The 25464-nt window shown below is 52.0% G+C and carries 22 protein-coding genes; all 22 read left to right on the top strand.

Annotated elements, in window-relative coordinates; genetic code table 11:
- The first annotated feature begins 3 nt into the window (after positions 1–3).
- The 22 genes from B5F29_RS07475 to acsB all read left to right on the top strand — a co-directional run bounded on the left by B5F29_RS07475 (position 4) and on the right by acsB (position 25233).
- On the top strand, positions 4–1662 hold the full coding sequence (locus B5F29_RS07475; RefSeq protein ID WP_334293253.1) for a phage tail sheath subtilisin-like domain-containing protein: 1659 nt from the start codon (positions 4–6) through the stop codon (positions 1660–1662).
- Positions 1663–1697: 35 nt separating this feature from the next.
- On the top strand, positions 1698–2138 hold the full coding sequence (locus B5F29_RS07470; protein ID WP_087154032.1) for a phage tail protein: 441 nt from the start codon (positions 1698–1700) through the stop codon (positions 2136–2138).
- A gap of 120 nt (positions 2139–2258) precedes the next feature.
- The gene (locus B5F29_RS07465) at positions 2259–2627 is read left to right on the top strand and encodes a hypothetical protein (protein ID WP_087154135.1); all 369 of its coding nucleotides are present in this window, start codon (positions 2259–2261) and stop codon (positions 2625–2627) included.
- Positions 2628–2629: 2 nt separating this feature from the next.
- Positions 2630–2803, top strand: a complete 174-nt coding sequence (locus B5F29_RS07460; protein ID WP_191393664.1) for a DUF6760 family protein — start codon at positions 2630–2632, stop codon at positions 2801–2803.
- Positions 2804–2816: 13 nt separating this feature from the next.
- Entirely contained in the window at positions 2817–3302 is a 486-nt protein-coding gene (locus B5F29_RS07455; protein WP_087154030.1) for a phage tail protein, read from the top strand.
- Positions 3303–3331: 29 nt separating this feature from the next.
- The gene (locus tag B5F29_RS07450) at positions 3332–6148 is read left to right on the top strand and encodes a hypothetical protein (RefSeq protein ID WP_087154029.1); all 2817 of its coding nucleotides are present in this window, start codon (positions 3332–3334) and stop codon (positions 6146–6148) included.
- Entirely contained in the window at positions 6148–6879 is a 732-nt protein-coding gene (locus tag B5F29_RS07445) for a CIS tube protein (RefSeq protein ID WP_087154028.1), read from the top strand. Before B5F29_RS07450 ends, B5F29_RS07445 begins: the two co-directional genes overlap by 1 nt.
- A 22-nt stretch (positions 6880–6901) precedes the next feature.
- Positions 6902–7999 (top strand): phage late control D family protein, encoded by a 1098-nt coding sequence (locus B5F29_RS07440; protein ID WP_087154027.1) that lies wholly within the window; start codon positions 6902–6904, stop codon positions 7997–7999.
- Positions 7996–8775: a phage baseplate assembly protein V gene (locus B5F29_RS07435; RefSeq protein WP_087154026.1), complete on the top strand. Its 780-nt coding sequence runs from the start codon at positions 7996–7998 to the stop codon at positions 8773–8775. Before B5F29_RS07440 ends, B5F29_RS07435 begins: the two co-directional genes overlap by 4 nt.
- 38 nt (positions 8776–8813) lie before the next feature.
- The gene (locus B5F29_RS07430; protein WP_162608382.1) at positions 8814–9227 is read left to right on the top strand and encodes a GPW/gp25 family protein; all 414 of its coding nucleotides are present in this window, start codon (positions 8814–8816) and stop codon (positions 9225–9227) included.
- Between the two features lie 24 nt (positions 9228–9251).
- Positions 9252–12104, top strand: a complete 2853-nt coding sequence (locus B5F29_RS07425) for a baseplate J/gp47 family protein (RefSeq protein ID WP_087154024.1) — start codon at positions 9252–9254, stop codon at positions 12102–12104.
- On the top strand, positions 12098–13954 hold the full coding sequence (locus B5F29_RS07420; protein ID WP_087154023.1) for a hypothetical protein: 1857 nt from the start codon (positions 12098–12100) through the stop codon (positions 13952–13954). Before B5F29_RS07425 ends, B5F29_RS07420 begins: the two co-directional genes overlap by 7 nt.
- 24 nt (positions 13955–13978) lie before the next feature.
- Positions 13979–15073, top strand: a complete 1095-nt coding sequence (locus B5F29_RS07415; RefSeq protein ID WP_087154022.1) for a hypothetical protein — start codon at positions 13979–13981, stop codon at positions 15071–15073.
- Positions 15074–15243: 170 nt separating this feature from the next.
- Complete coding sequence (rsxC, locus tag B5F29_RS07410) at positions 15244–17205, top strand: electron transport complex subunit RsxC (RefSeq protein ID WP_087154021.1); 1962 nt, start codon at positions 15244–15246, stop codon at positions 17203–17205.
- A 1-nt stretch (position 17206) separates the two neighbouring features.
- Positions 17207–17833, top strand: a complete 627-nt coding sequence (locus B5F29_RS07405) for a methylenetetrahydrofolate reductase C-terminal domain-containing protein (RefSeq protein WP_087154020.1) — start codon at positions 17207–17209, stop codon at positions 17831–17833.
- A gap of 34 nt (positions 17834–17867) precedes the next feature.
- Positions 17868–18746, top strand: coding sequence for a methylenetetrahydrofolate reductase (locus tag B5F29_RS07400; RefSeq protein WP_087154019.1), 879 nt, complete (start codon positions 17868–17870; stop codon positions 18744–18746).
- A gap of 165 nt (positions 18747–18911) precedes the next feature.
- A complete protein-coding gene (locus B5F29_RS07395; protein WP_087154018.1) occupies positions 18912–19217 on the top strand; it encodes a hypothetical protein in 306 nt (101 codons plus the stop codon).
- A gap of 12 nt (positions 19218–19229) precedes the next feature.
- The gene (locus tag B5F29_RS07390; protein WP_087154017.1) at positions 19230–19421 is read left to right on the top strand and encodes a CooT family nickel-binding protein; all 192 of its coding nucleotides are present in this window, start codon (positions 19230–19232) and stop codon (positions 19419–19421) included.
- Between the two features lie 163 nt (positions 19422–19584).
- Positions 19585–20355, top strand: coding sequence for an ATP-binding protein (locus B5F29_RS07385; protein WP_087154016.1), 771 nt, complete (start codon positions 19585–19587; stop codon positions 20353–20355).
- Positions 20356–20380: 25 nt separating this feature from the next.
- Positions 20381–22273 carry an anaerobic carbon-monoxide dehydrogenase catalytic subunit gene (gene cooS, locus B5F29_RS07380; RefSeq protein ID WP_087154015.1) on the top strand — a complete coding sequence of 631 codons (1893 nt, stop codon included), beginning with the start codon at positions 20381–20383 and terminating at the stop codon, positions 22271–22273.
- A gap of 43 nt (positions 22274–22316) precedes the next feature.
- Positions 22317–23084, top strand: coding sequence for an ATP-binding protein (locus B5F29_RS07375; protein WP_087154014.1), 768 nt, complete (start codon positions 22317–22319; stop codon positions 23082–23084).
- Positions 23085–23103: 19 nt separating this feature from the next.
- Complete coding sequence (gene acsB, locus B5F29_RS07370; RefSeq protein ID WP_087154013.1) at positions 23104–25233, top strand: acetyl-CoA decarbonylase/synthase complex subunit alpha/beta; 2130 nt, start codon at positions 23104–23106, stop codon at positions 25231–25233.
- The last annotated feature ends 231 nt before the right edge of the window (positions 25234–25464 follow it).

The raw sequence follows: 25464 nt of genomic DNA, 5'->3' as shown, positions 1-25464 counted from the left end.
CCGATGGAGGGTGTGAGTACCAGTACCGCAGGATTTATCGGTATGGCGGAAAAAGGAAAGACAGTAGGTACGCCGGAATTCGTGACCAGTTTCGCGGATTTCAACCGGAAATTCGGCGGATATCTGCCGGAGAGCACCTACGGAGAATATCGTTATCTGGCTTACGCGGTAGAGCAGTTCTTCGCGAACGGAGGATCCCGCTGCTACGTAATGCGTACCGTGGCGTCCGATGCGACTGCGGCGTCCGTATCAGCGAACGGCATCACGATCGCTGCAAAGAATCCCGGAAAATGGGGCAACGAGATCAAAGTGACCGCAGTGGCGGCGCCCAAGGGCAAGACGGCGGTCCTGGAGGCAACCGGCGATGACGCCACAGGCAAGGTTTATACGGTGGCAAATGGTTCCGCATTTGCAGAAGGCGATACGATCGTGATCCGCAACAACGGAAAGGTGACCGGCTATAACAAGATCGCCATGGCACAGGGCAATACCATCACTCTGGCTGTGCCGGTGAAGGAAGACCTGGTAGACAAGAATCCGGTTCCGAAGAAAACAATCTCTGTATGCGAGATGAATGTGGAAGTAACCTACAGAGATGCGGTGGAGCTGTATGAAGGCGTTTCCCTGAACGTGTCTTCCGCATCCTATATTGCAAAGGTAATGGCGAAATCCGAACTGGTGGATGTGACCGCCGGCGAGACAAAAGACGCGGTGAATCCTCTGTCTGTATTTACGGCGGCCGCGGATCCGGAGAAGGCAGTGGTCTTCCTGGCAGGCGGTTCTGACGGAGGAAAGAAAGGCATCACCGACGATGTGTTCATGGGCGTGGACGGAGGTCCCGGCAAGAGAACCGGACTGGCAGCGTTCAAAGAGCTGAATAATGTGAGCATCATGGCGATCCCGGGTGTGACGAGTCCTGCAGTACAGCTGGCCCTGGTTGCGCACTGCGCCAATACCGGCGCAAGCTTCGCGGTCCTGGATGTGCCGCAGGAGCTGGTGAAACCACAGGATGTGCTGGCGCACAGGGAAAAGATCGATTCCGATTACGCGGCAATGTATCATCCGTGGATTCAGATCTATGACGCGCTGAACAAGAAACCGGCATACATTCCGCCTTCGGGAGCTGTCTGCGGTATCTACGCGAGAACAGACAATGAGCGCGGAGTACATAAAGCTCCGGCAAATGAAGTGGTATATAACTGCATCGGACTTTCCTGCCTGTACAACAAGGCAGAGCAGGACATCCTGAATCCGGCGGGCGTAAACCTGATCCGCGCGCTTCCCGGACAGGGAATCCGTGTATGGGGCGCAAGAACCTGCTCCAGCAACAGCCTGTGGAAATATGTCAACGTACGCCGTCTCTTCATCTATCTGGAAGAGAGCATCAAATCCCAGACCAACTGGGCGGTGTTTGAGCCGAATGACGAAATGCTGTGGGCGAGAGTCGGAAGAACGATCCGCGCATTCCTGCGCGACATGTGGAGAAACGGAGCTCTGGTAGGAACTACGGAAGATCAGGCCTTCTTCGTTAATATCGGCAGAGATACCATGTCCCAGAACGATATCCTGAACGGCCGTCTGATCTGCGAGATCGGCGTGGCGCCCAGCCGCCCTGCTGAGTTCGTTATCTTCAGGATTACTCAGTTTATGGAAGAGTCATAAGGCTTATAGAAGAATAGTAAAGGAGGAACAGCAACGTGGCATATCCATTTAAAAAATATAACTATAAGGTCGAGATCGACGGCATCACCGAGGCGAGCTTTTCAGAGGTAAGCGGTTTTGACGCGAGTATCGACGTAATCGAGTACAGGACAGGCGATGAAGGCGTAAACTGGTCCAGAAAAATGAGCGGACTGACCAAATTCGGAAACGTAACTCTGAAATGGGGCATGACCAGCTCCATGAGTTTCTATGAGTGGGTAACCTCTATCTCTCAGGGAACTTCTCTGGGCGAGGATCATAACAAAGACGTGACGATCACCCTGTTTGACGATGACGGGGAGACCGCGCTGGCAGTGTGGAATCTTTACAACGCATGGCCGAGCAAATATACGGCTCCGGATTTTAACGCAAGCTCCAGTGAGATCGCGTTTGAGAGCGTGGAACTGGTGTATGAGTCCATGGACAGAGAAAGCTAAATAAGACCGGATTGACAGGGGAGGTGTCTGCGGCATGACGGCCGCAGGAATCCCTTGCGGCAGACGGAGGGCGGCGTCACAGACCCGCCCGGACCGCTGCCCGCAGGAAAAGGAGAATTTATGGAACTGATTACAGAATTTGAATTTGAACTTCCAAAAGGATATGTAGACGAGAACGGAGAGATCCATAAAAAAGGGGTTATGAGGCTGGCGACGGCGGCGGATGAGATCCTTCCGCTGAGGGATCCGAGAGTGGTGAACAACCCGGGTTATCTGACCATTATCCTGTTGTCCCGTGTGATCACTTCGCTGGGGACGCTGCAGCATATTCGTCCGGCGACTATTGAAAAATTGTTTTCCGCCGATCTGGCGTTCCTGCAGAATATGTACCAGACGATCAACTCCATGGACACTTTGACGGAGACCTGCGTGTGTCCCCACTGCGGCGAGAAATTTGAAAAACCGGTAAATTTTATGAGGGCGGAATAGCCGTGTATCCGGAGGATGAGCTGTATAAAGAGATTTCTTTCCTGGCTTATTATTTTCACTGGAGCTATGAAACCGTGATGCAGCTGGACCACCGGACCAGACGGAGATTCTGCGCGGAGATTTCGGAGATTCATAAGAAAGTATCCGGAAAACCGAAAAATATATTTGAAGTGTAACGGAGGCGGAGTTATGGCAAAATCATCCCAACAGAGCAAGAACAGAGAATTATACCGCCGGGGTTATAACTTTAATGTTTTCCTGGGCGGCATGAAGCAGGTTCCGTTCCGCAGGATATCCGGACTGGAGATGACGCGCCCGACGGAAACTTTCGTGGAAGGCGGACGAAACTGGATGGTATACAGCGTGGGGGACTCGGTCCGCGAAGAAAAGATCCTGACGCTGGAGAGAGGGCTGCTGCAGAATGAGGACGAATTTACCCAATACTATCCGGGGCGCCGGATCCGGGGCGAGGTATCGATCTATGTGCTGGGGGCGGAAGGGGAGACGGTAAAATCCTATGAGCTGCAGGGATGCATGATTCGCAAGGCGTCATTGAGCGAGCTGAATGCGGAGAACAGCGGGATCATGTCGCTGACGCTGGAGATGACGTACCAGAGGCTGGAAGAGGACGGATATCAGAAGAGCGGTATGGATCCGGACGATTGGGACTGGTAATGAACAGCAGGACGGAGGCGTTGTGATAAATGGAGACTTTGAGCCGTTTTCTGGATTTCGCGGACAGCATCATAAAAAAACACAGCGGCTTCGGATACGACTATGAATCCGCACCGATGGTATATTTAGAAGAAGAGGATCCGGAACCGGAGGGGATTCGTGAGCAGAAACAATATGTGACGAATCTTTTTCAGGTTACAAATCTGAAAGAAGAAAATTACCTGTATCGGCAGAATCTGACTTTTTTGACGCAGATTCTGGAAAACCGGATCTATCAGCCGCTTTATCCTGGTCTGGAAAAGCAGATAGAAAGAGCGGTAAGAGAAGAGATGCCCGAAGCCCGGGAACGGGTGATACGGGATTTTAGCCGGGAGATCCGCACGCTCATGAAAGAGGGCGGGACAAGGCAGCTGGAGATATTGAAAGAACGGCTGCTTCCGGCACAGAAAGAAGAAAACAGTGAGCAGAAGGAACAGACAATTCTGTTTCGGAAACTTGAAAATATATATAACAGCAGTATTTATGCGACAACGGTTCAGCAGTATTATGCGGACCGGTATCCGGAGAACCGGGTCTTGCAGCCGGGCGGACAGACCTGGTCTGTATTCCGGGAATCTGCGGGACAGTCTTTGGCGAAACGCCGGGAGAGAACAGAAATTGTACCAGAGGAGCCGGTGCATTTCAATTATCCGGAAGAGGAGTCTGCCGGACAGACCTATTTTCTGGAAAAAGCGCTGGCAGAGGCCAGAAGGCAGACCGGGAGCACAGAACAGAAAACTTCTTTTCTTTTTCAGGACGCAGGAAATGTTCTTCCGCGACAGCGTACCGATTTCCTGTCCCTGGAATATCCTGAAGAAGCGCGGACGCAGGAATATGAAACAGAAGGCAGGGCAGCGGAAAAAGCGGGGCCGGTGACGCCTGTTTCAGTGTTGTCTGCGAAAGGGCAAAAAACATCCGGGCAGCCTGCCGCACATCCCGCACAGCAGGAGGATACGGTCCGACGGGATGCACAGCAGGAAGACGCGGTCCGGCAGGACGCGCAGCAGACAGACGCGGTCCGGCAGACAGCGCCGGCAGAATTTCCGGCAGCGCAGGAGCTGCAGAGCCGGGAAGCAAAGCCTGCATCTTTAGGACCGGCAGATGAAAAAGAAAGAAATGCCTGGGACGACGCCATAAGGCGAAGCCTGGATTTTGCCAGAGAGGTGGAAGAAAAGGCAGAGCTAAAAAGAGAGCATGCAGACAGGGCGAAGGAAGTATCTGTCCGCTCAGATGCAGACATCCCGATCGTCTATCTGGAAGAGACCGGGGATCGTTCGGAAGCGGAAAGAACCCCGGAAAAACAGCCGCAGGCATCGCAGCCCCGCAGAGAGGAAATATCCGCGCGGCGGATGCCGGAAGGAGACACCGCGTCCGCGCGTCATACGCCACAGGATACCGTGCCTGCGCAGACAACGGCGCAGGATGAGGCGGTGCACCGGACATCGGAAGAACAGGAGAAAAGTGAGCCTGCACTGCAGGATCATATACAGAGAAACAGGGAATTTACAGAGTCGGTGATGAGGCATGCATCTGTCCGCGCAGATGCGGACATCCCGATCGTCTATCTGGAAGAGACCGGGGACCGTTCTGAAGCGGAAGAAATCTCGGAAAAACAGCCGCAGGCATCACAGTCCCGCGGAGAAGAAATATCCGCGCGGCGGATGCCGGAAGACACTGCGTCTGCGCGCAGCACATCAGAAGACACAAAGAGTGTGCGGCGGATGCCGGAAGATACAGTGTCCGCGCGTCAGACGCCACAGGATACCGTGTCTGTGCAGACAACGGCGCAGGGGGCAAAGGCGGTGCACCGGACATCGGAAGAACAGGAGAAAAGCGAGTCTGCACTGCAGGATCATATACAGAGAAACAGAGAGTTTACAGAGTCGGTGACGAGGCATGCGGATTCGATGTTTCATCTGAGCGCAGAGACTGGAAAGAAAGAAGGCGCTGTATTCCGGAGATTTGAGATGGCACCGGCAGTACTGGAGTACACCCGGGATGAGACGGCGCAGATCCGCCGTGAGATTATCGAAACGGTCCTTCCGGAAATCCGGCGGGGAACCGTATCTGCGGAACCGGGCATGAGTCCGGTACTTTCGGGGCGTCTGGCCGGCTATGGGATGGAACCATCCGTCATTTTGGACCGGACTGTCCATGAAACAGCAGAACAGATACTTCGGGGAGCGGATGCGGCTGCAGGGCATACAGGAGGAAAAGCGGCAGCCAGATCCGTAGCTCTGCAGCAGATAGAAAAGGTACTTGCGGATTATGCCGGAAATCGGGCAGAGGCTCCGGAGACAAAAGAAGCGCTTGAGACGGTCCTGAGAGCTTATCAGGTACGTGTACGGTCAGAAAAAATGATGGAATATAGAGGTTCCCTGACAGCGGAAAAAAACGGTGCGGGTGTCCGGATGAGATTTCCGGGTGAAAACGCGTCCTTGACGATGCGTCCGGATCCTGCTGCGATGGTTTTTGCCAGAGAACCGGATCCGCAGCAAACACAGCAGGAAACCCGACGGCTGAAAAAAGAAGTAGAAGAGATCGTCACGGAGATCAGAACTGAGAAAGAAAAGACTGTGATACATCAGGAAAAACTGATGGAACGCCAGAAGGAGATCGTCAGGGAGGTTATTACGAACCAGCCGTCTTTGCTGACAGAAGGGAAAAGCGGCATTCAGCTTGCCCGGCAGATGGAACGCGCGTTGAACCTGCAGCTGGATAAAAGCGTGGGCAGGATCGCGGACCAGGTTTACCGCAGACTGGAAGAACGACTGAAGACAGAGAGGGAAAGGAGAGGATTTCGGTAATGATTTCCAATGATGAGAGACGAAAACTGATTTGGGGAGACGGGACGCTGATCAAGGCGACTCTGACATATCCGGATCCTCTTGACAAAAACAAGAAGAAATCTATAGAGGTTCAGTTTAATCCTGCCGAGTATTCGATCAGCCGGGGCGTTAATTCCAGTGAAACGAACGGAAAAGGACAGAACGCAACGCCGGAACAGCAGCAGCAGGAGCAGGAAAGCCTGGCCACGATGCAGGTTAAGCTTCGTCTGGATACGACAACCTATGTAGAAGAAGACGATGAAGTTGAAAAATATCCGGATTATTTAAAAGATGAGAATGAACTGGCGGGGATCTGCAAAGATCTGTCCATGCTCACGAAGATCACTCCTGATTCTCATAAAAATGATCTGCTCTGCTTTTCATGGGGGACTATGGAATTTTACGGCATTGTGACTTCTTTGACGATTCAGTACCAGATGTTCAACCGAAACGGACAGCCGGTGAGGGCGAATATAGAGATGTCGATAAAAGGCGAAGAAAAAGAACTCCTGAATGATATCGGGGCAAATCCGCGCCAGTCCCCGGACCGCACAAAGTACCGCAGGATGAACCCCAGAGAGGAACTTTGGATGCTTGCGGACATGGAGTATGACGATGCGTCATGCTGGAAAGAGATCGCACGGGAAAATGGGATATTGAATCCCAGAAAAGTGGATTATACAAAACGTCTGAAGATCCCGGCGCTGTAGAAGCAGGAACGGAGGGCAGCATATGGATTTGATGAGTGTTACCGCCACCTATGCGGAACTGGAAAAGAAATACAATGGTTTTGTGTCTCCGGAGCTGGAGATTCAGGTGGGCAGCAGGAAACTGATATCGGGGGAAAAACTTCAGATCGGGGAACTGGAACTGGAGCTGACCAACGGATTCGAGGCCTCCGGGTGTACGTTCCTGGTGATCGGGGCTTATGAACCGAAACTGACAGACTATATCAGCGAGACAGACGTCCTGCAGCTGGGCGAGACCGTGGAGGTATCCTTGGGATATGTACGTCTGGAGTCGGTGTTTAAAGGATACATTAACCGGATCGAATACAGGTACGGTTCAGATGGCAGCGGCTTTGATATTTATGTGGAATGCATGGATCTGAAAGGGCTCCTGATGAAGACCCGGCGGATGGAGTTTTTTACCCAGAAAAGTGCGGACGCCGTAGTTTCGGCGGTTCTGGGAGAAACGCCGGCCAGCAGCTATCTGGCGGGAAAAGAGCTGGATCGATGTCCGGAAGAGGAAGTACCGCTGCGCAGCCACATGATGTCGGACTATGACCTGATTGTGGAGCAGGCCTCAAAGAACGGATTTGAATTTTTTGTGCTGCAGGGAAAGGTGTATTTTCGAAAGCGCAGAAAAGTGACTTCTCCGATCATGAAGCTGGTTCCGGGAAAAGGGCTGCTCAATGCCCGTTTCACGATATCGGGACAGGAACTGGTAAAAAAGATCGAGGTGCGCAGCATCGATGCTTCCAGCGGGAAGCAGATCAGCGGAGAGGCATCGCCGGCAGGAACGTATGGCAGCGGTTCCGGCCCGAAAAAAATGATGGGAGATTCTCATCAGGTTTATTATGAGCCGGGCGTTAAGGACGCCGCAGAGGCCAAATTACGCGCTCAGACCCGCCTGGATGCGGGGCTTGCCCGTTTCGGACAGATGGACTGCGAATGTATCGGAATCCCGGAACTGGCGCCGGGACGCTATGTGGAGCTGGATCAGCTGTCCTCGCGTATGAACCGGAAATATTATGTGACCTGTGTGCGGCATGTGGTGGACAGAAGCGGCTACCGTACATATTTGAAGGCGGAGGTGGACAGTCTGTGAATTCCATAACCGATTTGCTGCAGAAAGAAAATGAACGTTATGACAGCCAGACCGTCCCCGGATTCGTCCAGGGAACGGTGGTGGAAAACAATAATCCGGATTTCAAAGGAATGGTGAAAGTAGAATTCACTGTCTGGGAGACCGGGAAAAATATGTGCGAATGGGTGCGGCTGCTTTCCCCGTATACAGGAAAAGACTATGGGATGTACTGTGTTCCGGAGATCGATGAGACCGTACTTGTAGGGTTTATCGGCGGCAGTCTGAAACGTCCCTTCCTGCTGGGAAGTCTGTATCCGGAGGGGGCATCCATTGTAAATGACAGCTTTGACGATAAAAATTTAAAGAAGCATTTGAAAACCAAGGGCGGTCTGGATATCCTGATCCAGGAGGAGGAAGGGAAAGCAAATATTACACTGACCACGCCCAAAGGACATGTGATCACGGCGGACGATGAAAAGGAGAGCGTGCGCGTGGCGGATAAGGATGGAAAAAATTTTCTGGAACTGGATTATAAAAACGGCGGAGTGTCTGTGCAGGCAGATAAGAAGATCAGCCTGAAAGCAGGGAGCACAGAGCTGACCATGGATGGAAGCGGAGGAAATATCCAGCTGAAAGCTTCCAAAGTTTCTGTTTCAGCCGACAATGAGATCGGGCTGAAAGCAAACGCGTCTCTTAAGATGGAAGGGGCGCAGGTAGATCTGAAGGGACAGGCACAGGTAAACGTGCAGGCATCCGGTCCGCTGGCATTGAAGGGAGCCGTCGTACAGGTGAACTGATAGGAGCGCGGCAGTCGGAGATGAAAGGCGGGAAAGGTATGGACAGAACAAAAGCATTTTTGGGGAGAGGCTTCGCATTTCCTCCCAGGATCGACCCGGCTACCGGGCAGTTTGTGATGGCGGAGAATGAAGAAGATATCCGCCAGTCGATCTATATTATTTTAATGACGCGGAAAAAAGAGAGGGCCATGCTGCCGGATTTCGGGTGTGCGGTTCATGAGTATCTGTTTGATGTGCCGGATTCTGCATTCGCAGTGCGGATCAGCCATGAAGTGGAGGACGCGCTGACCAAATATGAGCCGAGGATCCGCAATGTGAAAGTGGATGTGGACAGGCGGAGAACAGACAGGGGGGCTGTGTATCTGAATATTCATTACACGGTACGAGCAACCAACAATCCAAATAATCTGGTATTTCCATATTATCTGGAAGAAGGGATCGGAGAACTGTAAGGCGGAAGAAAGGAGAGAGCGGAGATGATGGAGAATACATACGAAAAACTGCAGAGAACAATGAACTCCTATGTTCCGGAATTTGCCTATGAACACGGAGGGGATGATCCGGGTTCCGTCATGACCGATCTTTGCGGAAGTATGCTGGAAGAATGCCGGGAGAGATATGACAGGGTACTGGATAAGCATTATATTCAGTACCTGAATCTGTTTGAATCTTTATTAAAGGAGCCGGTCAGCGCTTCAAAAGGGTATGTGCAGTTCCGTCCGGTAACGGGGTATGAAGGTATGATCCTGGTTCCCAAAGGAACGAGAACCATGGCGGAAGCTCCGGAGACCGGAGATGTAATCTTTGAGACAGAGCACAGCCTGACGGTGACGGACGCGAATCCCGTTCTGGCGGCAGTGACGGACCGGGAGGAAGACCGGATCGTGGTTCACAGCTGCGGGCCGGAGGAACGTTCCCCTTTTACCGCTTTCAGCGTTCGGGGAGAGAACCGGGCAGAGCACCGGCTGTATCTGTGTTTTGACAGTCTGTTCGATGAAGTGCGCAGTCCGGAACTGAAGATATATGTCAGAGCGGTCAGCGAAGGGGAACAGGAAGCTCTGCTGGATTTTCTGGTATCAGATCAGTTACGGTGGTCCATGCTGGAAATAGGGGGGAAGGAGAAAGCGCTTCCGGATGTGAAAAAAGAAGAGGGGCATATTGCGGTAAGGATGGACGATTATATGCCCGGGAAAACGACTGTGGGGCAGAAAGAATGCTATTGTCTGATATTGACCTGTACCGGACAGATGCCGGACCTCTATGTGGATACGGTGAGCGTTGCCTTTGAAAAGGATAATATGATTCCGGAAGAGGTCTATGTCAACGGCGTGGAGGAAAACGCGGGCGCTTTTTATCCTTTCGGAAAACCAATGGGACTTTACAGCGGATTCGCGTTTGACGATCCGGAGGTTCTGAGCAGAAAAGGGGCGAAGGTGCAGATTCGTTTCCGGTTGGATTACCGGGTGCATGAAGAAATTCTGGAGATGCCCGAGATCGACACAGAATACAAGGCGATCATGAAAAAACCGAAAAAGCCCTTGTCCATGCGTCCGGCTGAAGTGGTCGCGGACTATGTATGCTGGGAATATCTGAGCGTGACCGGCTGGAAACGGCTGTTCAAAGAAGAACATCTGAACGCCATGTTTAACGGATCCCGGGAGGGAGAAGTGACGCTGGAGTTCGTCTGCCCGTCCGATATGGCGGATTATGATGCGGGCAGAAGGGAAGGCCGTATCCGGGCGAGGCTTTTGCAGGCAGAGAATATTTACCGGATGCCGGCCGTGTACCGCTGTCCGTTTATCTCGGCCCTGAACCTTGCCTATTCGTACGCGGACGAAAAGCAGGGAGCGGATTATGCCCTGAGCAAAAATAATTTTGATGAAAGAGATGTGACAAAAGATCTGAGATATGGCGGAAACACGAATCTTTTCTGTCATACGGAACATGGGAAACGCACCATGTACCTGGGGTTTGACGCTCCGGTCTCGGGTACGCCGTTCAGCCTGTATTTTGATATCGAGAATTACAGCGACCGTCCGGTGGATTTCCAGGTAGAATACTGGTCCGATCATGGCTTCGCGCCCGTCCGGGTGTCGGATTATACGGGCGGTTTCTGCGGTTCCGGCAATATGCTGCTGGTAATACCGGGAGATATGGCGCGCAGATCCATGTTCGGAAAAGAAGGATATTTCCTGCGGTTTATAGATTACAATAAAGAAAATCCGGAATACGCGCTTCCGGTAATCCGCGGAATCTATCCGAATATGGCCAAAGTGGTCAACGTAAATACGGTGACTGAAGAATTTTATCTTGACAGCATGGAAGAAGCTCTGGATATCCAGTTGTCCCAGCAAAATCTTTTGCGTGCTTCAGTGGAAATCCTGGAGGATACGGAAGAGGGGCGCAGATGGGTTTCCTGGAAGCGTGCGCAGCGGGCATATGAAGGCGGAAGGACATTCCAGCTGGATATGGCGGACGGGGTGCTCCATTTCCGGAAAAATACGTTTGTGAATTTCCGCATACCGGAGGAAGGCCCCCAGATTCGGGTACATCACTGCAATTATACCGGAACAAAGGCGAATCTGCCTGCCGGTTCGATCAAAGTGCTGGGATCCGCGATCCGGTATATTTCTTCGGTAAACAACCCCTTCCCTACCTACGGCGGGTACGACGGATATACAGAGGAAAGCGTGAAACGTCTCGCAGGAGGGATGCTGCGTACCAGGAACCGGGCTGTGACTAACCGTGATCTGTTTGACATTATTTTTCAGGTTTCTTACGGGGTGCGGAAGGTGAAATGCTGCAATCATACGGATGCCGAAGGGAAAGACAGACCCGGCTGTGTGACCATTGCCGTCCTGATAGAAGAATATGAAAAAGGCGCGCATGTATTTTCGGAGATCAAGAAGGCGATCCGGGAGCGCCTGATGAGAGACAGTTCGCTGATTCCTTTGGGAAAAGAACTGGTATTGATCCAGCCTCACTTTATACGGTTCAGCGTGAGAGTGTGGCTGGAAAAGGAAGGTATAGATCATGCATATGATCTTCAGCAGAGGGCGCAGGACCTGATTCGGGAATTTCTGGATCCCCTGAAAGGCGGCATGGGAGGAGATGGCTGGGAGATCGGCGAGATGCCGAGAACTTCTCAGGTGACAGCCCGGCTGCGCGCGGGCATAGTCGGGTGCAGCGTGTCGCGGATCGTGATGACGGCATATGTGGAGGGAAAAGAAGTCCCGGTGAACGAAGAGTTTTACGGGAGAATGCAGGATCCGTTTCTCATGGCGGTAAATGGAGATCATATGGTATATATCGAGGTGAGTGAATGTTAAAAGTACCAAGACTGGATGATCTGAGCTATGAACAGATGATACAGAGGGCAGTAAGCCGCATACCGGCCATGACGGACCAGTGGACGGATTTCAATAATCATGATCCCGGGATAACGGTGCTGCAGGCTTATGCGTGGCTGACCGATATGTTGAATTATTATCTGAACGCGACGGGGGATGTGCATATTGAAAAGTATCTGAAGCTTTTGGGTATCGAACCGCTCCCTGCTCAGGCAGCCAGATGCTACCTGGCTGTGGAAGGAGAAGAGGGAGAGATCCGTATCCCGGCGGGGACGCGGTTCCTGGCAGGCGAGATCCCCTTCGAGTCAGAAGAAGAGTATATGGGGACAGGAAACCGGTTCTGCTCATTTATCAGTGAAACCGACGGCAGTGCGATGGACTTGACTGCATTTGCGGGAGCAGACGGAGAATATGCCCGGGCTTTCGCGCATTATTTCCATGATTCTTCGATATTGTATCTGGGATTTGAAAAGCCCCTGTCCGACGGGGATCGGTTATATATATGTATAAAAGCAGATGAGCGGCGAAATCCGTTTGATGAGGATTTCAGGCTGTGCAGTCTTCGGTGGCAGTTTTTCGGAGAAGCGGGCTGGACGGATCTGGATACAGAAGACGGCACCTGCGGTTTTCTGAAGAGCGGGATTGTCCGTGTGGGCGGGATCAGCGCCATGGAGCGTTTCCGTCACCCGGAAGGGATGGGAGAAGCATATTATATCCGCTGCATTCTGGAGGAAGATGCTTATGATGCTCTTCCGGGCATAGGGATGATTTATGTGAATCCTTTGGAAGTAGTACAGCAGAAAACGGTTTGTAAAGAAGGCGAGATCCTTCCGGAACTGCAGATCGGACGGACGGACGGCTGCGCCGGCCAGGAACTGCTGTTTGATTATCCGGACATCTGCCGTTTTTCCCTGGCGCTGGAGACCGGGGAAAAGCACTTTGACATATGGAAATACACGGAAGATCTGGATCAGGCGGGATATCGGGATCAGGTATTCACTTATGACAGAGATACTCAGTGCGTCCGGTTTGGAGATGGTATCCACGGGGCAGTACCGCCGCAGAACTGTCTGATTCATGTGACCGGACTGGTGTGTTCTATGTATGAAAAGGGTAATGTGATGGCCGGAAGTATCAGCGTTGCCGCGGATGCTGGGGACTCATCCTGCAGGGTCTGGAATCCGGAAGACGCGCATGGAGGAAAAGGCCGAGAGACAGTTCGCCAGATGGCTGCCCGCATGGAGGAAGAATTGTTTCATCAGCAGAGGATGGCTTCTGCAGAAGATTATAAGAGCGTGATCTTGAACACACCGGGATTGATGCTGGAAACTGCACATGTGATTCCTGGTACCGTGTATGGAGAGATTACAGGAAAGCTGCGCGGCGCCAATGAAGTGGTCGTGGTTGTAAAACCTTACAGCAGAGAGAAAAAGGCGGGGCTTTCAGACATATACCGGGCGCGGATTGAAACATACATGGAGCCTTTCCGGCTGCTGAACACGAAAGTAAGCATTGAGGAGCCTGCTTATGTAGGAATTACTGTGCACGGGAAGATACATCTGGTCCGGGATACGCCCCGGGATCGGGAAAAGGTCATAGAGTGCCTGAAAGATATGATTGATTATGAACGAAAAGAACATCCGTTCGGAGCGACGATTTCCGGCGGAAAGCTTTTTATGAGACTGGAGGCGCTGGATGAGGTGGAACGGGTACAGGAGCTGACTCTGGAACGTACCGGAAGCGCGGCAGTGAAGAACGAAAGAGGAGACATTCTTCTGAGAGAAGACGCTCTCAGCTATCTGGAGGCTGCGGATCTGGGATTTTATTAAGCGGGACAAGGAGGAATACCGGCGATGGTGAAGACTGCAAAAAAAGTGAATATGTTTCGACTGGCTCTTCGGCGGGGCATAAAGTACCGGATGGAGCTTACGGACGACGATCGCCTCTGCGGGTTCGGAGGAGGATATTTTGCCTGGCTGGCACCGGTGTTTGACTCTATGGATCAGGGAGGAACCTGGCACAGGCTTCGTCTTGCAGGGATATTCGAGAACTGCAAATATGAAGTGCTGGCTGCGGCTGCCGATGCGGACCTCCGGGAAGAGATGGAAGACGGCGGCCTGACCTTCCCGCAGAAAGCCGAGATACTGAAACAATATTCCTGGATCCGCAGGGTCAATACGGACGATATGCTGCTGCATGAGCTGACAGGCAGATACCTCTGGGTGATGATCAGCGTCTCCGGAGCGGCTGCGGACAGCCGTTTCTGTCTGGAAGGATTTCAGGCCGAATTTCCGTGGCAGAGTTTTTCCGAGTATCTGCCGGAGATTTATCAGGAAGAGGGAAGAAACTCTTTTTTTGAACGATATATGGCTGCCCTTCAGAGTATGTATGAAGATTTGGAGAAAGAAGTGGATCATATTCCGGAGTATCTGGATTATGAGCTGACTTCGGAGGAAAACCTGCATGCTTTTTCTGAATGGACGGGCGGATGGGCCAGAGACAGGGAGTTTACATCCGGACAGCTTCGGGAAGTGATCCGGAATCTGCAGAGGATCCAGAGCGGCCGGGGAACGAAGTCGGTGATGCGGGATATGGTATATCTGGTCACCGGACGGGAGGCAAGGATCATAGAATATTTCAAATGGCACGACTGGATGAAGAAAAGCAAAGGGCTGCTGGAAGAATATGAGCGCCTGTTCGGGAAGAGAGAAGATACATTTACCGTGCTTATTGATATGGCTGATCCTGGTATGGAAATATCCGAAGAAAAGCTGCGCCGTTTCCTGGAAGATTTTACTCCGCTGGGCATGTGCTGCAACGTGGTATTTCTGGACTGGAACAGCCATATGGATACGCACTGTTATCTGGATCAGAACAGCTGCCTGTCTGTTCCGGAATTTGGGGATGCGGGCGGCGTAGTACTCAGTGAAAATTACATACTTGGCTGAAATAAGAGAGCGGCGGATATCCCGGGAATAAAAGGGATACGCCGCTTTTTGTGCAGGATGCATTATTTCGACGCAAAAATATGTTTTAGGCTAGATAAATTAGATATTATGTGTTATACTTCACAATGTATTAAATGGTTAAAAATCAATTACATAAGGAAGGTGAGCAATTGGAAAACTATACCAAGTATAAGTTGAAAGGGCGCGACGAACTGGCATCGGTGCTGACCGGTACGGACAACCTGTTCATCATCGCCTGTAACAAGTGCTTCAAAGAATTTGAGACCGTTGACGAACCAGATTGCGACGAATTTGAGAAAATTGTTTCAGAAGAAGGAAAAACAATCACAGGTAGTGCAAAGGTCGATTTTTTGTGCAACAAAGTCCAGACTGAGAGAAAATTGCAGGATATGATTCCGGAAGGCACGGAGCATGTTTTCGTGATTTCCTGCGGACTGGGTGTTCAGACTGTCGCGGACATGGTCAATGTTCCTGTATATGCAGCGGCAGATTCTCTGAACTATCGGGGACATCACGGTATGGCCCTGACGAAGAAGAGCTGTGACGCATGTGCTCAGTGCTATCTGAATGTCACAGGCGGTGTCTGTCCGATCGTAGACTGTTCGAAGAGTCTGGTTAACGGTCAGTGCGGCGGCGCGAAAAATGGGAAGTGTGAAGTGGACAGCAGCAAAGACTGCGCATGGGAGAAAATCTACAGAAGGCTGGAAAAACAGGGACGCCTTGACGAGTTCCTGAATCAGCCGGTACAGATGAGAGATTATTCCAAGGCGGACCACAAGTTTGTGACAGAATATGTCAAATCCGTCCGTGAGAACCGGCTCGACGGTTATTATGGCGGCGTACATCCCACAGAACGTAAGGAGTTTACCGAGCACCTTCCCTTGGAAAGATTCCCGGATCCGGAGACTGTAGTGATTCCGTTGTCCATGCACGCAGGTGCTCCGGCAAATCCTGTAGTACAGGTGGGCGACACCGTGAAGGTGGGCCAGGTAATTGGCGAGTCTGCGGGATTTATCAGCAGTCCGGTTCATTCCAGCGTCAGCGGTACCGTGACGGCTATTGAGAACCACGGACACGCTACAAGGGGAGAGTGTCTCTCCGTAGTGATCCGGTCAGACGGAAAGAATACGCTTCATGAGTCAGTGCAGCCGCATAAAGGGCTGGACGACCTGACGCCGGACGAGATTGTGGAGATTGTCCGCGACGCAGGTATCGTAGGCATGGGCGGCGCAGGATTTCCGACTTCTGTGAAACTGAAACCGGCCAAACCTGTAGACACGATCCTGCTGAACGGCTGCGAGTGCGAGCCTCTCCTGACTGCAGACCACAGGGTGCTTCTGGAGTTTGCGGACGATGTGATCTTCGGACTGAAAGCGATCATAAAAGCGACAGGCGCTGAGAAAGGCCTGATCGTCATCGAAGACAACAAGCCGGATGCCATCGAACTGATGAAAGAAAAGACAGCCGGTTATGACAATATGGATGTGGTAGTTGCCAGAACCAAATATCCCCAGGGAGCTGAGAAGATGCTCATCAAGCGCGTGACGGGAAGAAAGGTTCCAAGCGGCGGACTGCCGGCAGATGTGGGATGCATTGTAAGCAATATCAGTACCACAAAGGCCATTTCCGACGCTATCCAGAAGGGGATGCCCCTGATTGAGCGCGTGGTGACCGTGACCGGTGAAAAACTGAAGAAGCCGGGCAATTACATAGTAAAGATCGGTACGAACACTAAAGACCTGATCGATTACTGCGGCGGTCTGACAGATGACGATGTCACGATCAAGGCAGGCGGACCGATGATGGGATTTGTTCTTTCTGATCTGAATGTGCCGATTATGAAAGGCTCTAACGGCATCATCGCAGTGGAGACCGATCATACGGTTGAGCAGCCCTGCATCAAGTGCGGACGTTGTATGGATGTATGTCCTATGGAACTTTCTCCTCTGTATTTCGCGAAATATGCGGATGAAGAGAACTGGCAGGGCATGAAGGACAAGAACGTTATGGACTGCGTGGAGTGCAGATGCTGCGAATATATCTGCTCTTCCAAGATCCCGCTGGTTGCCAAGATCAAAGCCGGAAAAAATGCCGTAAGGGGGATGAAGTAATATGTTGATTACCCAGTTAAAAGCAAGAGATACGATCGCATCGCTGACAGAGGGAAAGAAAGTTTTTATCATTAACTGTCATGGGTGCAAAGAGGTGTATTTTCCGGAAAAAGAAGCCGCGGCGCTTCAGAAGGAACTGGCAGACGCCGGGAACGTGACCGGAATCATGACCACGGATTATATATGCAATCCTGAGAATATGGAGCTTCGGCTCAAAAAGCATATGGACGAGATCAATGCCGCTGATGCAGTACTGGTATTCTCCTGCGGCGTAGGAGTGCAGACAGTCTCCGCATATCTGGAGGAGAAGCCGGTCTACGCGGGCTGCGATACCTGCAGACTTCCGGGATTTCAGGGAGTGACTCCGTTGGAATATGACTGCGGTCAGTGCGGAGAATGTTACCTGAATCTGACCGGCGGGATCTGCCCGATCACGGCCTGTTCCAAGAGCCTGGTCAATGGCCAGTGCGGCGGCGCAAAGAATGGTATGTGTGAAGTGGACAATAATATGGAATGCGGCTGGGAACGCATATACAGACGCCTGAAGGAGATCGGACGTCTGGATGTGCTGAAATGCCCGACTCAGGTGCGCAATTACGCGACGGATAAAGAAGTGTCTCAACAGTAAACACAAAAAATATGATGATTAGGAGCAATGTATAATGAAGATTACAGAGTTATTTGAACGTGGTGAATTTGTGGTTTCTGCGGAAGTGGGACCGCCTAAAGGATTTCATGTTGAGCATCTGCTTGAAGAGGCGAAGACTTATCTGGGCGGTATTACAGCTGTAAATGTAACCGACAACCAGTCTTCTGTCATGCGTCTTGGTTCTCTGGCAATGTGCAAGGCTCTGAAAGATGAGGGACTTACCCCGATCTATCAGCTGACCTGCCGCGACAGAAACCGTATCGCACTTCAGTCAGATCTTCTGAGCGCGGCTATGTTCGGTATCGAGAATCTGCTGCTTCTGACCGGAGATCATACCAGTCTGGGAGATCATCCGCAGGCAAAGCCGGTGTTTGATCTGGATTCTGTTTCCCTGATCCATGCTGTGAAACAGCTGGAGGAAGGTGTTGACCTGGGGGGAAATAAACTGGTTGGAGAACCGCCTAAGTTTGCCAAAGGAGCGGTAGTGTCTCCGTGCAGCGATTCTGTGGACGCGCAGCTGGCAAAGATGGAGAGAAAGGTCTGTGCGGGCGCGGAGTATTTCCAGACCCAGGCAGTGTTCGAACCGGAAAAATTCATCAAATTTATGGAAAAGGCAAAACAGTTCGGCAAGCCGGTGCAGGTAGGAATCATCATCCCGAAATCTGCAGGTATGGCGAAGTTCATGAACGATAATGTGGCCGGCATCCACGTTCCGGACGAGATGATCGAGGAACTTAAAAAGGATAAGGAAAAAACCAAAGCAGGCATCACCGGCGTGGAGATCGCAGCCCGTATTATCAAAGAGTGCAGACCTTACTGCCAGGGCGTACATATCATGGCGCTGGGATGGGAGTCCAAAGTACCGGAACTCCTGAAACAGGCCGGAATCTAAAAGAAGGAAATAATAGCCAGGTGTGAATGTGATATTTCGGCTTGGCTATTATTTGAAACTGCTTGCCAAATATCTCCCTAAGGGGTATAATACAGACAAGAATGTCAAAAAATTAACATATCAGTTTTTGATGTGCTATTTTTGGTGGAAAGGAGAGATTTGTCAATGCACGTAACGAATGAGGATCACAGCCATTGCGGCTGCTGCCATGATCACGGACACGAGCATGAACACATGCATGATCATGAGCATAATGAGCATGCGCATGGGGAACAGTCCATGGACGAAGATACGGCGGTCCTGGCGTATATGTTGGATCACAACAAACATCATGCGCAGGAACTGGCTGTGATAGCGAAACATTTGAGAGAACAGGGCAAGGAAGATGCTGCTGCTCAGGTGGAGCGCGGTGTGGAAGATTTTGAAAAGGGCAATATGAGATTGTCCATTGCACTGTCTCTTTTAAAATAGGAGGTGAGCCTTATGTGTCTTGCGACGGTTTATGGAAAGAAACAGGACAGCGAGAGCATTTTGATCAAGAATGCCAGCCGCATTGATGTGGACGGTACGACGATCTGTATCAGGGACATCATGGGGCAGGAAATTACTGTGGAGGGTGCCATTACTATGGTTGACCTGGCGAATTCAGTTGTGAAAATCAACTGTGCCGAGTAAGTAATGATTATTGTACATGGGATGCAATAAAAACTATAAATAAAGGGGGGTGATGATGTTGAAAGTGTCAGAAGCCATGAGTAACAAAAGGCTCCTCTCTTTCGGGGTGTCTCCGCCAAAGACATAAGAGAAAAACAAAAATTAGATTTTAGGAGATGACAATATGCCGCAGACGATTGCAGTAGCAGGCAAAGGCGGCGTGGGAAAGACTACGCTGACCGGCATGCTGATACAGTACTTAGCAGAAAAAAAGAAAGGCCCGATCCTGGCGGTGGATGCAGATGCAAACGCGAATCTGAACGAAGTGCTCGGCGTGGAAGTAGAGGCGACGCTGGGTGACATCCGTGAGGAGATTGCAAAAGCGGAGCTGGCTGAAAAAAGCCCGATTCCGGCAGGTATGTCCAAGCAGGATTATGCCGAGTTTAAATTTGATACCGCGCTGACGGAGGAAGACGACTATGACCTTCTGGTTATGGGACATACTCAGGGGAAAGGGTGTTACTGCTTTGTCAACGGTCTTTTGTCCGCTCAGGTAGCCAGACGTTCCCAGCACTATAACTATGTGGTGGTAGACAATGAAGCCGGAATGGAGCATATCAGCCGGGGGATTCTGCCGAACGTGGATATCGTGATTTTGGTGAGCGATTGTTCCCGCAGAGGGATTCAGGCGGTCGGACGCATCGCCCGCTTGATTCCGGAATGTGGATTGAAGCCCAAAAAAGTAGGCCTGATCGTGAACCGTGCCCCGGGAGGGGTGTTAAGCGAGGGTGTTCAGGAGGAAATCCAGAAGCAGGGGCTTGAGCTTCTGGGAGTGGTTCCGCATGACGAAGGCGTGTACGAATATGACAGCGCCGGGACCCCGACGACCGAGCTACCGCCGGAAAACCCGGTCAGACAGGCATTATACAAGATTATAGACAGCCTGAACCTGTAAAAAGGCTGCTTAAAAGGAGATTTATATGGGAGACTTTAAATTAACAACAGTAGAAGAGTTTGAAGCCGCTACTAACCGACTGCTGGAGACGGGCGCAAAAGTGGGCGCTGATGCGTGGCAGCTTCGCGTAAAGAACCAGACACCGCATTGTAAATTTGGCGAGCAGGGTATTTGCTGCCGTATCTGTTCCATGGGACCGTGCCGTATCACCCCGAAGGCTCCGAGAGGAATCTGCGGATGCGACGCACACGGTATCGTAGGACGTAACTATCTGAAATTTACTGCCGGCGGCGCAGCTACGCACTCCGATCACGGACGCGAGATCTGCCATACTCTGTATCATGCCGCTGCAGATGGCGCTTATAAAGTAAAAGATCCGGACAAGCTGATCCGTATCGCAAAAGAGTGGGGCGTGGAGACCGAAGGAAAAGATATCTATGATCTGGCTCATGAAGTGGCTGAGATGGCCCTCATGGAATACGGAAAACCGTTTGGATATCAGCGCTGGCTGAAACGTGCTCCGCAGCACACGCAGGATCTGTGGGAGAAAGCGGAGATTGCTCCGAGAGCGATCGACCGCGAGGTTGCATGTTCCTTACATATGACCCATATGGGATGTTCCTCCAAACCGGAAGCGCTGGTCCGCCAGTCTCTGCGTGCCGGTCTCTGCGACGGCTGGGGCGGCTCCATGTGCGGAACCGAGTTCTCCGACGTGCTCTTCGGAACGCCGAAGCCGATCGATACGGAGGCAAATCTGGGCGTTATGAACGCTGACAATGTAAACATCGTGGTTCATGGACATGATCCGTCCCTGTCCGAGATGGTATGCGAATATGCGGATGATCCGGAGATGATCGCATATGCAAAATCCGTAGGAGCAAAGGGCATCACCGTATCCGGTGTCTGCTGTACCTCCAACGAAGTGGCTATGCGCCGCGGTATTCCGATGGCAGGTAACTTCCTGCAGCAGGAGAACGTGGTTCTGACCGGGGCATGCGAAGCAATCGTCGTGGACGTGCAGTGTATCTTCCCGGCTCTTGGGCCTCTGAGCAAATGTTTCCACACGAAGTTTATTACGACTTCCCCGGTGGCACAGATGCCGGATTCCGACTACATCCGTTTTGATGTGGGAACGGCAGCTGAAAAAGCAAAACAGATCGTAAAGATGGCGATCGACAACTTCCAGAACCGTAAGCCGGAACTGGTATATATCCCGGATATGAAGCAGAAAGCAACGGTTGGATACTCCGTAGAAGCAATCGTAAAGACGCTGGACGGCGTAACCAATTCCCAGGTGGATGAACTGGGAACCACCAAGCCGCTGATCGAATGCATTACTTCCGGCGTTATCCGCGGAGCAGTAGCTATGGTAGGCTGCAACAATCCGAAGATCCGTCCGGACTATGCGCATATCGAACTGATGAAGAAACTGCTTGCAAATGACATTATCGTCGTTGCATCCGGATGTTCCGCACAGGCGGCAGCCAAAGCTGGTCTGATGGACAAGAGCGCGAAGGATCTCTGCGGTGCAGGCCTGAAGCGTGTATGTGAACTGGCAGACATTCCGCCGGTACTTCATATGGGCTCCTGCGTGGATATCAGCCGTATGATGATCCTGGTATCTGAACTTGCGAAAGATTCCGGACTGAACATCTCCCAGCTCCCGGTAGTGGGATGCGCTCCGGAGTGGATGTCTGAGAAAGCAGTATCCATTGGAAACTACGTGGTATCTACCGGTATCGATACGTTCCTGGGCGTAGATCCGTATGTGAGCGGTTCCGATCAGATGGGTTACTGGCTGACGGAAGGTGTCCGTGACTGGGTAGAGGCAGCTTATACCGTTGAGACCGATATCGAGAAACTGGTTGACAAGATGATCGACCGTATCGAAGAGAAGAGAGCTGCGATCGGTATCTAATACCAAAATATACAGCAAATCTATGGACCGGAGGGTGACAACATTGAAAATAGCAATTACCGGAAAAGGAGGAGTCGGAAAGACGACCTTTGCGGCTACACTGGCCAGGTTATATGCAGAAGAGGGAAGGACGGTCCTGGCGGCCGACGTGGACCCGGATGCGAACCTGGGACTGGCGCTGGGATTTCCGGAAGAGATACTGGATTCCATTATACCGATTTCCAAGATGAGAAAACTGGTGGAGGAGCGCACGGGCGCGGGAGCCGACAATCAATTTTACAAATTGAATCCTAAGGTGGACGATATCCCCGACACTTACAGCAAGACCTACAACGGTGTAAAGCTGCTGCTGCTGGGGACAGTGGAGACCGGAGGAGGAGGCTGCGTATGTCCGGAGCATGTGATGCTTCGCCGTATTATCAGCCATCTGATGCTTCGCAGCACAGATGTGGTAATCATGGATATGGAAGCCGGGCTGGAGCATCTGGGACGAGGGACCTGCGAATCCATGGAACAGTTCATTGTTGTCATTGAGCCGGGCGCAAGAAGCGTTCAGACTTACAAGAATGTGAAACGTCTGGCAGAGGATCTGGGAATCCGCCGGGTGCGCGTGGTCGCGAACAAGGTGCGGGGTGCGGAGGACGAAGAGTTTGTCCGCTCCAGAATTCCGGAGGAAGATTTGCTTGGCTTTATACATTACAATACGGAAGTGATAGACGCAGACCGGCGCGGGCAGTCGCCTTTTGATGTGAGTCAGTCTGCGACAGAGGAAATCCGAAGGATCAAGGAAATCCTCGATCAATCGAATTAGAAATTGGAGGTACAATACCGTGACATTATTTGACAGAGTATTCAGCGGTAACGACGCAGTCTATGGCCTGACCGAGACTGCCATCGACAACGCAATTGCGCAGTACGGCGCAGACCAGGCCGTAGCTTTCCCGCACACCGCCTACAGCCTTCCCTGCTACTACGCAGTGACCGGAACGAAGGTGTCCAACCTGGGAGAACTGAAAGAGGCCCTGGGCGTAGTAAAGACCCTGATGACCAGGGAAAAAAGACTGAACGACGCGTTCATGAGCGGCGTGGCTACGGCACTCTGCGCAGAGTTCATCGAAGTCCTGAAATATATCAACAACGAGACCCCGTATGAAGAGCCCTGCAGCGGCCATCTGATGGACGCGACGATCCGTGAGCTGGGCGTGCCGCTGGTAACCGGAGATATCCCGGGCGTGGCGGTTATCCTCGGCGCAGCTCCCACGAAGGAAGAGGCTGTGGAGCTGGTGAAGAGCTATCAGGCACAGGGTATTCTGGTAACGCTGGTGGGCGGAGTGATCGACCAGTGTCTGGAGGCAGGCCTGAACATGGGCGCGGCAGTGCGTATTATCCCGCTGGGACGCGACGTGACCAGCGTGATCCACGTGGTATCCGTGGCAATTCGTGCGGCGCTGATTTTCGGAAACGTAACGCCGGGTGACGCAGGCAACCTGATGAAATACACGTTTGAACGTGTGCCGGCATTCGTAAACGCGTTCGCGCCGCTGGACGATGTGATCGTGGCGTGCGGAGCAGGCGCGATCGCGCTGGGCTTCCCGGTTATCACCAACGAGACCGAGAATATTTTCCGCGTACCGAAGAGCCTGATCGTACAGGAGGATGTATCCAGATTCAACGCAACTTCCCTGGAAGCGCGCGATATCAAGATCAAGATTACAAAGATCGACATCCCGGTATCTTTCGCATCCGCATTCGAAGGAGAGATCATCCGCAGGGGCGACATGCAGGTAGAGTTCGACGGATCCAGAAAAGACTGCTTCGAGCTGGTATGCACGAAAGAGCTGACGGAAGTAGAAGACCACAAGTTTACGCTGATCGGGCCGGATTTCGACCAGATGGAAGTAGGAAGCAAGCAGCAGATCGCGTACATCGTGGATGTGGCAGGAAAGAACATGCAGACCGACTTCGAACCGGTGTTCGAACGTAAGTTCCACAGCTATGTGAACTGTATCGAAGGTGTGATGCATACAGGACAGCGTGACATGATCCGTATCCGTGTCAGCAAGAATACTTACGAGGCAGGCTTCCGCGCGAAAGATCTGGCGGAAGTGCTGTATGCGAATATCAAGAATGAATTTGACGCCGTAGTGGATAAATGCGCGGTAACGATCGTAACCGATGCGGAGGAATGTACCAAACTGCGTCATGAACTGGCAGTTCCGGCATATGACCGCCGTGACGAGAGACTGACATCCCTGACGGACGAGTCCGTACCGGTATACTACAGCTGCATTATGTGCCAGGCATTCTCCCCGAGCCACGTATGCGTGGTAACGCCGGAGCGTCTGGGCCTGTGCGGAGCGGTATCGTGGCTGGATGCGAAAGCAACGAACGAGCTGGATCCGGAAGGACCGTGCCAGGTGATCACGAAGGAGAGAGTCATCGACGAGAATCTGGGACGCTACGAAGATGTGGATGAAGCAGTGGCGAAGTTCTCCCGCGGAGCGCTGGAGCATGTAACGCTGTACTCCATCATGGAAGACCCGATGACTTCCTGCGGATGCTTCGAGTGTATCTGCGGAATCGAGCCGTTCTCCAACGGTGTGGCGATCACGAACCGTGAGTACACGGGAATGACGCCGCTGGGTATGACGTTCGGCGAGCTGGCAAGTATGACAGGCGGCGGAGTACAGACGCCTGGATTCATGGGACATGGAAAACATTTCATTTCGTCGAAGAAATTCATGAAGGCAGAAGGCGGAGTGGAGAGAATCGTATGGATGCCGAAGGATCTGAAGGATCAGGTAGCGGAGCGTCTGAACAAGACGGCGAAAGAGCTGTATGACATCGACAACTTCACGGACATGATCGGAGACGAGACGATCGCGACCGATCCGGAGACGCTGCTGGAGTTCCTGACCGAGAAAGGACATCCCGCACTTGGCCTCGAGCCGATGATGTAACAGGGAGGAAGGAAATCAAGCACGACCGAAGGGAGTATTTGATTTCACCCGACCTGTCAGCGACAGAATCGAGGAGCAGCGAAGCTGCGGCGGACGTGCGGGGCACGGACGGATTCTGGAGCAGCACTTCCCGCGTGAAACGCGGGACGGCAGGCCCCGTAAGGGAGCATTTCTATAGGGCAAGCCTCTTTTTGAGGCATGCCCTTTCGGAATGTTATGCAGGAAATGCTT

The organism is Lachnoclostridium sp. An196 (assembly GCF_002160135.1).
Taxonomy (GTDB): domain Bacteria; phylum Bacillota; class Clostridia; order Lachnospirales; family Lachnospiraceae; genus Hominiventricola; species Hominiventricola avistercoris.
The sequence above is the reverse complement of the archived record's forward strand: the minus strand, read 5'-3'. Positions and strand labels throughout refer to the sequence as shown.

Bases quoted from the DNA above. Each gene is read 5' to 3' on its own strand.
- B5F29_RS07455 (WP_087154030.1), top strand. From the start codon at position 2,817: ATGGCAAAATCATCCCAACAGAGCAAGAACAGAGAATTATACCGCCGG.
- B5F29_RS07390 (WP_087154017.1), top strand. From the start codon at position 19,230: ATGTGTCTTGCGACGGTTTATGGAAAGAAACAGGACAGCGAGAGCATT.
- B5F29_RS07400 (WP_087154019.1), top strand. From the start codon at position 17,868: ATGAAGATTACAGAGTTATTTGAACGTGGTGAATTTGTGGTTTCTGCG.
- B5F29_RS07405 (WP_087154020.1), top strand. From the start codon at position 17,207: ATGTTGATTACCCAGTTAAAAGCAAGAGATACGATCGCATCGCTGACA.
- B5F29_RS07425 (WP_087154024.1), top strand. From the start codon at position 9,252: ATGATGGAGAATACATACGAAAAACTGCAGAGAACAATGAACTCCTAT.
- cooS (WP_087154015.1), top strand. From the start codon at position 20,381: ATGGGAGACTTTAAATTAACAACAGTAGAAGAGTTTGAAGCCGCTACT.
- B5F29_RS07420 (WP_087154023.1), top strand. From the start codon at position 12,098: ATGTTAAAAGTACCAAGACTGGATGATCTGAGCTATGAACAGATGATA.
- B5F29_RS07415 (WP_087154022.1), top strand. From the start codon at position 13,979: ATGGTGAAGACTGCAAAAAAAGTGAATATGTTTCGACTGGCTCTTCGG.
- B5F29_RS07465 (WP_087154135.1), top strand. From the start codon at position 2,259: ATGGAACTGATTACAGAATTTGAATTTGAACTTCCAAAAGGATATGTA.
- B5F29_RS07430 (WP_162608382.1), top strand. From the start codon at position 8,814: ATGGACAGAACAAAAGCATTTTTGGGGAGAGGCTTCGCATTTCCTCCC.
- B5F29_RS07475 (WP_334293253.1), top strand. From the start codon at position 4: ATGGAGGGTGTGAGTACCAGTACCGCAGGATTTATCGGTATGGCGGAA.
- B5F29_RS07385 (WP_087154016.1), top strand. From the start codon at position 19,585: ATGCCGCAGACGATTGCAGTAGCAGGCAAAGGCGGCGTGGGAAAGACT.
- B5F29_RS07445 (WP_087154028.1), top strand. From the start codon at position 6,148: ATGATTTCCAATGATGAGAGACGAAAACTGATTTGGGGAGACGGGACG.
- B5F29_RS07450 (WP_087154029.1), top strand. From the start codon at position 3,332: ATGGAGACTTTGAGCCGTTTTCTGGATTTCGCGGACAGCATCATAAAA.
- B5F29_RS07440 (WP_087154027.1), top strand. From the start codon at position 6,902: ATGGATTTGATGAGTGTTACCGCCACCTATGCGGAACTGGAAAAGAAA.
- B5F29_RS07395 (WP_087154018.1), top strand. From the start codon at position 18,912: ATGCACGTAACGAATGAGGATCACAGCCATTGCGGCTGCTGCCATGAT.